Annotated in this window: 6 protein-coding genes; 1 reads left to right on the forward strand and 5 read right to left on the reverse strand. The window is 65.7% G+C overall.

All coding sequences use genetic code 11. The features are described from left to right. Window positions 1-4: 4 nt before the first annotated feature. Both AC1DLO_RS13985 and AC1DLO_RS13990 read right to left on the reverse strand, forming a co-directional pair. Entirely contained in the window at window positions 5-2,704 is a 2,700-nt protein-coding gene (locus AC1DLO_RS13985) for a GMC oxidoreductase (protein WP_476890351.1), read from the reverse strand. Window positions 2,705-2,861: 157 nt separating this feature from the next. Next, window positions 2,862-3,881: a LacI family DNA-binding transcriptional regulator gene (locus tag AC1DLO_RS13990; protein ID WP_476890352.1), complete on the reverse strand. Its 1,020-nt coding sequence runs from the start codon at window positions 3,879-3,881 to the stop codon at window positions 2,862-2,864. A gap of 132 nt (window positions 3,882-4,013) precedes the next feature. Here AC1DLO_RS13990 and AC1DLO_RS13995 point away from each other — a divergent pair, with 132 nt between their 5' ends. Continuing rightward, window positions 4,014-5,483, forward strand: coding sequence for a sugar porter family MFS transporter (locus tag AC1DLO_RS13995; RefSeq protein WP_476890353.1), 1,470 nt, complete (start codon window positions 4,014-4,016; stop codon window positions 5,481-5,483). A gap of 205 nt (window positions 5,484-5,688) precedes the next feature. Here AC1DLO_RS13995 and AC1DLO_RS14000 read toward each other — a convergent pair whose 3' ends face one another. From AC1DLO_RS14000 to AC1DLO_RS14010, 3 genes are all read right to left on the reverse strand, one after another. Beyond that, on the reverse strand, window positions 5,689-6,849 hold the full coding sequence (locus tag AC1DLO_RS14000; RefSeq protein ID WP_260404750.1) for a uroporphyrinogen-III synthase: 1,161 nt from the start codon (window positions 6,847-6,849) through the stop codon (window positions 5,689-5,691). Window positions 6,850-6,859: 10 nt separating this feature from the next. Beyond that, entirely contained in the window at window positions 6,860-7,894 is a 1,035-nt protein-coding gene (cobA, locus tag AC1DLO_RS14005) for a uroporphyrinogen-III C-methyltransferase (RefSeq protein WP_476890354.1), read from the reverse strand. A 13-nt stretch (window positions 7,895-7,907) separates the two neighbouring features. Next, window positions 7,908-9,410, reverse strand: a 1,503-nt coding sequence (locus AC1DLO_RS14010) for a nitrite reductase large subunit NirB family protein (protein WP_476914501.1), incomplete at its 5' end; no start/stop codon positions are given.

The following is a 9,410-nucleotide window of genomic DNA, read 5'->3' on the forward strand; positions in this document are numbered from 1 at the left end:
TGCTTCATGATCGCGGCCGGAAAGGGAACGGAATCTTGGGAACAGTTCGCCCGTAGACCTGCCAGAGCTCGCCCAGGAACAATTTCCCAAACGCCGTGAGCCCAGCCGCGGGAGCCGGGCCCACAGCCCGGAAAGTGGTGAGTTGCCGGGCGAAGTCCAGCGGCCTGATGTGCAGTATCCCGGCGCCGACGACGGCGGGATCGTCGCCGTCGTCGTCCTTCCTCACCGCTGCGTCCGGTTCCGGCGGCGGAACATGGCCCCGCAGAATCGTGGCGTACAGGATGGTGGTGTCCGGCCAGACGTCGAAGCCGGCCTCGTTGTGGATGAGCTTGTAACCGGTGAACGTCAGCGGGGTGCCGCCCGGATCGCGCAGCCAGAGCCGGTAGAGCATGCGCCTGCTCGGTGTGCCGTCGCCGTTGTCTCCTTCGGAGCCACCTTCCACGAAGAGGTTGAACCAGCCCCTCTCCACGGGCAATCGTCCACCGAACTGGTCCGCCAGCACATAACCTTCGGCCGTGGCCGGGTGGGCCGGATCCGCGACGAAGGCATCGATGTCCTTCGCCGTGATGGTCAGTTCAAACATGATCCGGCGCCCCCGGTCGCGGCCCAGGCTACGGCCCTTTTCGGGATCGGAGATGCCAGGGCTGAACCAGCCGTGCATCTGCTCCGTGAAACTGACGGACGTGGTTTTGTTTTCGAACTCTCGATGAGGATCAAGCCCGCGAATCTGCTGCGCCGGCCCGGAGGCCGCGGCCGGCTTTTCCTTGCGGCCCGAGATGCCTTTGGTCGCATCGGGGGCAAGTGCACGGGGCGCGGTCTCGGCTTGGTCGACGACGGCGGCCGCCGCCACGGGCGGACCCTGCACGGGAGTGATGCCTCCGCGCTCTCCGGAAACCGGACCGGCTCCCATGGCGCCCGGCCAGCTGTCCGACTCAAGGATGTGCCGGCACGCCCGCTCCGCGAAGGCCGCGATAGTGAGGGAAGGATTCGCTCCCACGGGTCCGGGCATCGCGGCACCGTCCACCACGTGCAGGCCGGGGTAGCCGAACACTTCGCCGTATTCATCGCACACGCCCTCGGAGGGATTCCTTCCGGACGGCGAACCCCCGATGGGGTGCACCGTGATGACCCTCTTGGCCCACCACAGGGGATTGTCCACGAAGTTCCCGTCCAGTTGGCCGGCGATGTCCTCCATCGTTTTCTGCACCCTGCTGAAGTAGCCCTCCGACGAGGACAGGGTCCAGTCGATGGCGAGCCTGCCATCCTGCAAGCTCATCACGCCGTCGGGGATGTCGCGTCCCATGCCCAGCAACGGAACGGAACTGCTGGACAGCCGACCATCACCAAGAGCCGCGGCCAAGTCTGCAGAGATGTTGGAATGGTGGCCTTCAAACAGCCGGTCCTTGAGGATTTGCGTGGCCATTTTGGCAGTACGGCGGGCCACTTGCCCCAGTTGGGCGGTTTCGATCAACCAGTTGATGAAGGCCGGATATCCGGCATCTTCCACGTAATATCCGCGGCCGGAGCCTCCGTCCACCGTATCCGGAACGCGAATGGCCGTAGTGATCACCGGGCCCCGGCTGCCCGAAAGCATCCGGACTCCCGGGGTGCCACCGCGCCCGTTCGGTGGGCCTGCCTCGCCGGTCTTCGCATCCATGATGAGGGTCAGGAGGTCACCGTTGCCGCTGAACCTTGTGCCCAGGGTTTCGCTGAGCCCCGGCAGGGAACCCCGGTTGCGTAGGAGCAGGAAGTTGCTGCCGAATGTGCCCGCACCGAGAACCAGACGACGGCAACGGATGAACCGCTCGCGCAGCAGCGCACCAGGGTCCTGGGGATCATGGATTACGTAGCGGACTTCGTAGCCGCCGCGCTGAAGTCCGTTGCCGGGTAGCGGGCGGATGCCGCGCACGTCGTGGAAAGTGCGCAGATCTGCGCCGGCGCGTTTCGCGGCGGACAGATACGTGTGGTCCAGGGTGTTCTTGGCGCCGACGTTGCAGCCGATATCGCACTCTCCGCAGAGAAGGCACGTGGTCCTGACAGTCCCCTCGCCATGGACACTGCCGTAAGGCGCGGCGGGCAGCGGCTGGTTGCTTCCCGGCTCGGCGTCGGGGCCCGTGGAAAAGGTCACGGCGATGGGAGGCCGTGTAATGGCCAGGCCCAGGGCTGCGGCGCTTGCCTCCATGGCGTTGGTCTTGGGCGTGTCCCGGTAGGGATAGGGGACAGGTTGAAGCATCTTTTCGGCTTCGCCATAGAACGGTTCCAAGTCCTCATAGCTGAACGGCCAGTTCTCATAGCCGCCGCCAGGCACCGGGGACTCCTTGACGAACCACTTGGGGTCCTTGCGCAGCAGGACGTTGGCATAGATGAGGGAGCCGCCGCCTAATCCGCTGGACACCAGGCCTTCGGTCCCGCGAAACGTCCAGGCGTCGAACAATCCGTAGAGGCCACGGTCCGGGTCCCAGAAATTGCGGCCCACTTCCGAGGGCGTGCGGGCGAAACTTCCCGGCGGATAAGCCTTGCCGCGTTCCATGAGGACTACCGACTTGCCGCCCTCAGCCAGCCTCAGCGCAGCGACAGCGCCACCAAAACCGGAACCCACCACCACGGCGTCGACGGTCTCGATGGCACCATCTCCGTGGCGCAGAGGATCAGAAGCAGGCCCGAAACCCGCGTCCCCACTTTCCCTGGTCCCCAGACGAACCATGGCCGTTCCTCTCACAGGAGAGCTGACCTGGAGCCACCCGGGCGTAGCCGGACGATGCCTCCGCGGACTATGGCCCCATGTTCCCACCGGGCCGGGAATCTGTCCATGATCTGGAGTTATTGCATGCGTTGCTTACGCGGGAACTCGTACTCTTTTTCTACTTCGCGGTTCTCTTCGGCCGGGCCGTTGAGTTGCGGACAACCAACTCCGGCGTGAGGCGCTTGTCCACTATGGGAGCGTCGGGATCGTCGAGCCGCTCCATAGCTACCGCGCCGGCCGTGCGCCCCAGTTCCATCGCGTGGAGATCCACCGAGGTCAGATCGATACCGTGGAGCCGGCCGGTCCGTGAATTGTCATAGCCCACCAAGGACAGGTCCCCGGGGATCGTCAGGCCCATGGCGTACGCGGCTTCGCGTGCCCCCAAGGCGAACTGGTCATTGTGGGTGAAGATGGCCGTGGGTCGGTCTGCGGACTCAAGCAGTTCGGCGGCGGCGCGTTGCCCGGCATCTTGTGTGAAGTCATGGGCAGGTATCGTCCAGGGAACCATTCCGGCGTCGCGCATCGCCTTCTCGTAGCTTCTTCGGCGGACCGTGTGGCCGTCATAATTGGGTCCGGCGAGATGGGCGATCCGGGTGTGTCCAAGGCTGAGGAGATGTTCTGTGGCAGCCCGGGCGCCGGCTTCGTCGTCGGAATACACGCTGTCGACGCCCGCCACTGGCCGCATGACGCTGACGAGCGGGGCTATCTGCGCCAGTTCCCGCACTCGCTCGTCGGAATCCAGCAGAGTCGCGGCGATGATGATCCCCACCCGCGCCTCGATCAGCGATTCCACTGCCCCAGGGTCCACGCCGTCGACGGATCGGGAGACACTGAGGATGAGTCGGTTGCGGGCCTGGGGGAGTGCTATCCGTACGCCGCTGAGGATGTCCGCAAAGACCTCGTTGCGGATGTCCATCAGGTAGAGTCCGACGGCGGAGCGGTGCTTGCGTGCCAGATCGGCGGCGGCCGCGTTGGGCCGGTACCCGAGGCGTTTTGCCGCGTCGAAGATGGCCTGCTTGGTCTCGCCGCTGACGCCGGGAGCATCGCGGAATGCGAAAGACACGAGCGTGCGGGAGACGCCGACTTCGCGAGCCACGTCGCTCTGTGTTGCGGGACGGAGCTGCCGGTCAACACCCATGACATCATCTTCCCACGGCGAAGACGTCCACATTAAGTCATTTGTTAGTTTGACCTTACATTTAAATCTTTCGCGCGTTAGTCTGGTGTTAGGGCGGGTACATGACCCGCATCACAAGACAAAGGAGTCCTGATGTCTGCTACTCAAAGTCAAAGGGGAGGCGGCAGCGCAGTCGCGCTTCCTCCGCTGACCAACGGCCCGCATCGCAAGCGCCTTGGGCTGGTCGCCCTGATCGCCACCTTCGGTGGCCTGCTGTTCGGTTATGACACGGGCGTCATCAATGGCGCCCTGAGGCCAATGACGGCCGAGCTCGGCCTCACCCCGTTCACCGAGGGCATCGTTGCCAGCTCGCTCGTCTTCGCCGCGGCGATCGGGGCGCTCTCGGGCGGCCGCATCTCCGACGGGTGGGGGCGCCGCAAGACCATCATCCTCCTGGCGGTGCTGTTCTTCGTTGGCACCTTGGTGTGCGTGTTCACGCCGAGTTTCGGGGTGCTCGTCGTCGGCCGCATCCTGCTCGGTCTCGCCGTGGGCGGCGCCTCGGCGGTGGTCCCGGTGTTCCTGGCGGAGATGGCCCCGTATGAGATCCGCGGCTCCCTGGCCGGCCGCAACGAGCTCATGATCGTCGTCGGTCAGCTGGCGGCCTTCGTCGTCAACGCCATCATCGGCATCGTGTGGGGCGACATCCCCGGGGTGTGGCGCATCATGCTTGCGGTCTGCGCGTTGCCGGCGATCGCGCTGTTCTTCGGTATGCTCCGCGTGCCCGAGTCGCCGCGCTGGCTCGTGGAGAAGGGCCGGCACGATGAGGCCCTCGCGGTGCTGCGGTCCGTCCGTTCCGAGGACCGCGCGCTTGCGGAGCTCGGCGAGGTGGAGAACGTCGCCAAGGAGGAACAGGAGAGCCAGCAGATCGGCTGGCGCGCGGTCTTTAGCAACAAGAACCTGTTCCGCATCCTACTCGTGGGAATCGGCCTAGGCGTCGCCCAACAGCTGACCGGCATCAACTCGATCATGTACTACGGCCAGACGGTGCTCGTCGAGTCGGGCTTCAATGAGAGCGGCGCGCTCATCGCGAACATTGCGCCCGGCGTGATCGCCGTGGTAGGCGGCGTCATCGCCCTGTCGCTGATGGACCGGATCGACCGTCGCAAGACCTTCATCCTCGGCCTCACGCTGACCACCAGCTGCCACCTGCTCATCGGGTTCGCTTCAATGATGTTGCCCGTGGGCAACCCGATCCGCCCGTACGTGATTCTCTTCCTGGTGGTTGCCTTCGTCGGATCCATGCAGACGTTCCTGAACGTCGCGGTGTGGGTTTACCTGTCGGAGGTCTTCCCGCTGCACATGCGCGGCTTCGGTACCGGCGTCTCGATCTTCTTCCTCTGGGTCGTCAACGGTTTCCTTTCGCTGTTCTTCCCGTCGCTGGTCGCGGGGGTCGGGATCACGGGCACCTTCTTCCTCTTCGCCGTCGTGGGGGCGCTGGCCCTGGTCTTTGTCGTCAAGCAGGTCCCCGAAACGCGCGGCCGCACCCTGGAAGCACTCGAGGAAGACGTCACCACCGGTGCCATCTACCTGGTTCACAAACACCAGGCACCCGTCGGCTCGTAGCAGTCGTGTCCCCGCGGGTTATGAAGTCGGGTCTTAAGACCCTCGCTCACCTATGAGCCCAAATCGCCGGACCCTCCTGCACATTTGCGGTGTGAAACGGAAGCCCCCTGCATATAAAAGTGCAGGGGGCCAGCCTTTGCCGGAAGATCTGCAGGAGGACCGGCCGAAACCGGCCCATAAGTGAGCGAGGATCGCGGGGAAGGACCTAGACGCGGAGCCGGTAGCCCCGCTTCACCACGGTTTCCACAAGCTTTCCGTCCGGCAGGGAGGACCGCAAACGGCTCACCGTCATGTCAAGGGCGTGGACGGAGCCTCGCAATTCCAAAAGGTCGGAGAGCGCTTCGCGGGACAGGACGGCACCGGCGGCACCCAGGAGCGCACGCAGCAGGAGCAACGGAGCCGGGGCCAGTTCCACCACCGCGCCATCGATCCTCAAACAGCGTCCACGCAGCTCAATGTTCCCCGCAGGAGTGTCGAGCCGGCGAACGTGGTTCAGGGCCAGATGTTCCGTGACGAGCCGGATGAGCGCACCCATGCGGTAGCGGTCCGGGATGAGGGGGGACAGTCCGGCATCGATCAGCGGTTGTGCGGTAACGGGCCCGACGGCGGCAACGGTCACCTGGGTTTTGAGGGCCTCGATCAGTTGGCGGTACATGCCCATTTCGTGGGCTGTGCTCCACATGGCGTCTACCGCAGGCGCGCTCGTGAAGGTGAGCACATCCAAGTCCCCACTGCAGGCGGCTTCGATGAGGCGCGGCAGCTTGTCTTCGCCGTCGGGCTTCACCCAGCGGTAGGGGGTGACGGTGAGGACTGTCGCACCGGACATACGGAGGCGCTCAAGCTGGCGGACGTCGGTGTAGCCGTGCAATTGCACGGCGACGGTCTTTCCGCGGACGCCCTCTTGAAGGAGCATGTCCACCAGTGTCGCGGTGGTTTCGTCGCTGCTGATCCCGACGTCGGCAAGCCCCGCCGCGCGGACGGCACCGCGCGCTTTTGGTCCCCGCACGAACATGCGGCACGCGCCCAGGACCTCGAGAAGTTGCTCGCCGATGCCGAAAGAATCCGCGGCCTCGCACCAGCGCCGCATTCCGTAAGCGGTGGTGGCGATGCAGATATCGGGCTTGGCCGCGATGATCGTTTTCGTGTCCTCGATGAGCGTGATGTCTTCCTGGACCGGCGCGATCTTCAAGGCAGGGGCATGCAGCACAGAGGCCCCACGCCGTTCGAGGGCCTCGATCAGGTCACGCGACCGCCGGTGCGAAGTCACTCCGATGCGGAAACCGTCCAGCGGCGCATCGTCGTTTGGTCCAGGGGCGGCCAGCGGCGAACCTGCATCGACGGAATCAAAGGCGTTCAGGGTGGTCATAGGGTTTCCTTCAGGCTTCAAGGAGCGAAGCCGCGAGCCGGCTCAGTTCTGCGGAGGCTTCGGCATGATTGCGGTTGGCTTCGGCCACCCGGACCACCTCGCCGATGACCAGGACGGCCGGGTTGCTACAGCCAGCGGCTGCCGTTTCGATGGTGCCGAGTTCGGCGATGGTGGTGCGTTGTCCGGGGCGGTAGCCGCGTTCGACGACGGCCATGGGCATTCCTGCGTCCATTCCCGCCCGGCGCAGCCCGGCCGCCAGCTGCGGGAGGGTCCCGATGCCCATGAGAACAACGATGGTGCCGCCGAGGCCGGCCAGATGGGTATGTTCCTTTTCGGTCAGCGGAGCGTGGCCGGACACCACGGTGAACATGTGGCTGACTTCGCGGTGGGTGACGGGGATGCCCGCGGCCGCTGGGACGGAGATGGCGCTGGTGACTCCGGAGATGACGCGGACGGGGACGCCGGCTGCGGCGCAGGCCGCGACTTCCTCGCCGCCGCGGCCAAAGACGTAGGGGTCGCCGCCTTTGAGGCGGACCACGTTGTTCCCAGACAGGGCGGCATCAACCATGAGCTTCTCAATATCGCACTGGGCTACTTTGTGGTGGCCCGGCCGCTTGCCGACATCCACCAGCTTCGCCGACGTGAGGCGCACCAATTCTTGGTAGGGGGCGAGGCGGTCGTAGAAGACGACGTCGGCGTCCCGCAGCGCGTGGACCGCGCCGACGGTGAGCAGGTCCAGGGCGCCGGGTCCACCGCCGACCAACGTGACATGGCCTGGCTCCCCGGCCGCCGGTTCGATGGCGATGGGGATCCCGGCTTCCCGGCAGCGGTCGAGCAACGGCTCCCAACCGGGCTCACCGTCGTCGACGGCTGCGACGAGGAACGGGCGGTCGGGCAGCGGGCCATCGCCCTCGGCACCGTCAGGCGTGCTGAGACGGTAGACGATGGCGCCGGCGGCTTCGTAACGGCGGACGGCCTGCCGGGCGGCGTTGGCCGAACCGGTGACCAGAACGTCGCGGTCTGTGAGGTCGATGGTGAGCTGCATGGCTTCTTGCTCCTTAGTCCTGGCCACGAACGGGGATCGTGCTGGCGATGAGGACGCCGCCTTTTTCCTCGTTGGTGGCCGGGCGGATCTGGCCGCGTTCGGGGACGAAGGCGATGGCTTCGTCTTTCTGGTCGGGGGCGTTGACGAAGGAGCGGAAGCGGCGGAGCCGTTCAGGGTCCTTGAGGGTTTCGGCCCATTCGTCCTGGTACGTATCGATGTGGCGGGCCATGGCGGCCTCGAGGTCCGCTCCAATGCCGAGGGAGTCGCGGACGATGACGTCTTCGATGTGCTGGAGGCCGCCTTCGAGTTCTTCCTGCCAGCGGGCTGTGCGTTGGAGGCGGTCGGCGGTGCGGATGTAGTACATGAGGTAGCGGTCGATGTATTTGATGAGGGTGTCGTCGTCAAGGTCCTGGGCGAGGAGTTGGGCGTGGGCGGGTTGGAAACCGCCGTTGCCGCCGACGTACAGGTTCCAGCCCTTGTCGGTGGCGATGACGCCGACGTCCTTGCCGCGGGCTTCGGCGCATTCGCGGGCGCAGCCGGAGACGCCCATTTTGAGTTTGTGCGGGCTGCGCAGTCCGCGGTAGCGCAGTTCCAGGTTGATCGCCATGGCCACGGAGTCCTGGACGCCGAAGCGGCACCAGGTGGAGCCCACGCAGGATTTCACCGTGCGCAGGCTCTTGCCGTAGGCCTGTCCGGACTCGAAACCGGCCTCGACCAGTTCCTTCCAGATCTCCGGGAGTTGTTCGAGGCGGGCGCCGAACATGTCGATCCGCTGCCCGCCGGTGATCTTCGTGTAGAGCCCGTATTTCTCGGCAACGCGGGCGATCACGCCCAGGCCCTGCGGGGTGATTTCGCCGCCGGCGATGCGCGGGACCACGGAGTAGGTGCCGTCTTTTTGCATGTTGGCCAGGGCGCGGTCGTTGGTGTCCTGCAGAGTGCCGCGCCCGGCGCCCAGGACGTATTCGCTGTTCTGGCTGGCGAGGATGGAGGCGATGGTGGGTTTGCAGATGTCGCAGCCGCCGAGTTCCTGGACGGGGGCGTTGCCCTCGCAGGTGCCGCAGCCGTTGACGGCGTCGCGGATGTTCCCGGCGGGGACGTTGTTGCAGGAGCACAGGATCGCGTCGTCGGGTAGTTCGGTTTCGGGTGCTTCGCCGCCGCCGGCGGCGGTGAGGTAGGCGCCGGGTTCGGCGGGGAGTTCGCGGCCGAGCAGGGGGCGCAGGCTCATGTAGGGGGTGGCGTCGCCGACGAAGATGCCGCCGAGGAGGGTCTTGGCGTCGTCGGTGGTGACGATCTTCTGGTAGACGCCGCGGGCGGGGTCGGCGTAGACGATTTCGAGGGAGTGTTCGGTCTTGGCGAAGGCGTCGCCGAAGCTGGCCACGTCCACGCCGGAGAGCTTGAGCTTGGTGGCGGTGTCGAAGCCCGCAAACGTTGCCTGTCCGCCGTGCAGCCGGTCGGCCACGATCTCGGCCATCGTGTTCGCCGGGGCCACGAGTCCCATGCACATCCCGCCGAAGTT

Source organism: Arthrobacter sp. 01T419 (assembly GCF_056398865.1).

Bases quoted from the DNA above. Each gene is read 5' to 3' on its own strand.
- AC1DLO_RS13995 (WP_476890353.1), top strand. From the start codon at position 4,014: ATGTCTGCTACTCAAAGTCAAAGGGGAGGCGGCAGCGCAGTCGCGCTT.
- AC1DLO_RS13985 (WP_476890351.1), bottom strand. From the start codon at position 2,704: ATGGTTCGTCTGGGGACCAGGGAAAGTGGGGACGCGGGTTTCGGGCCT.
- AC1DLO_RS13990 (WP_476890352.1), bottom strand. From the start codon at position 3,881: ATGGGTGTTGACCGGCAGCTCCGTCCCGCAACACAGAGCGACGTGGCT.
- AC1DLO_RS14000 (WP_260404750.1), bottom strand. From the start codon at position 6,849: ATGACCACCCTGAACGCCTTTGATTCCGTCGATGCAGGTTCGCCGCTG.
- cobA (WP_476890354.1), bottom strand. From the start codon at position 7,894: ATGCAGCTCACCATCGACCTCACAGACCGCGACGTTCTGGTCACCGGT.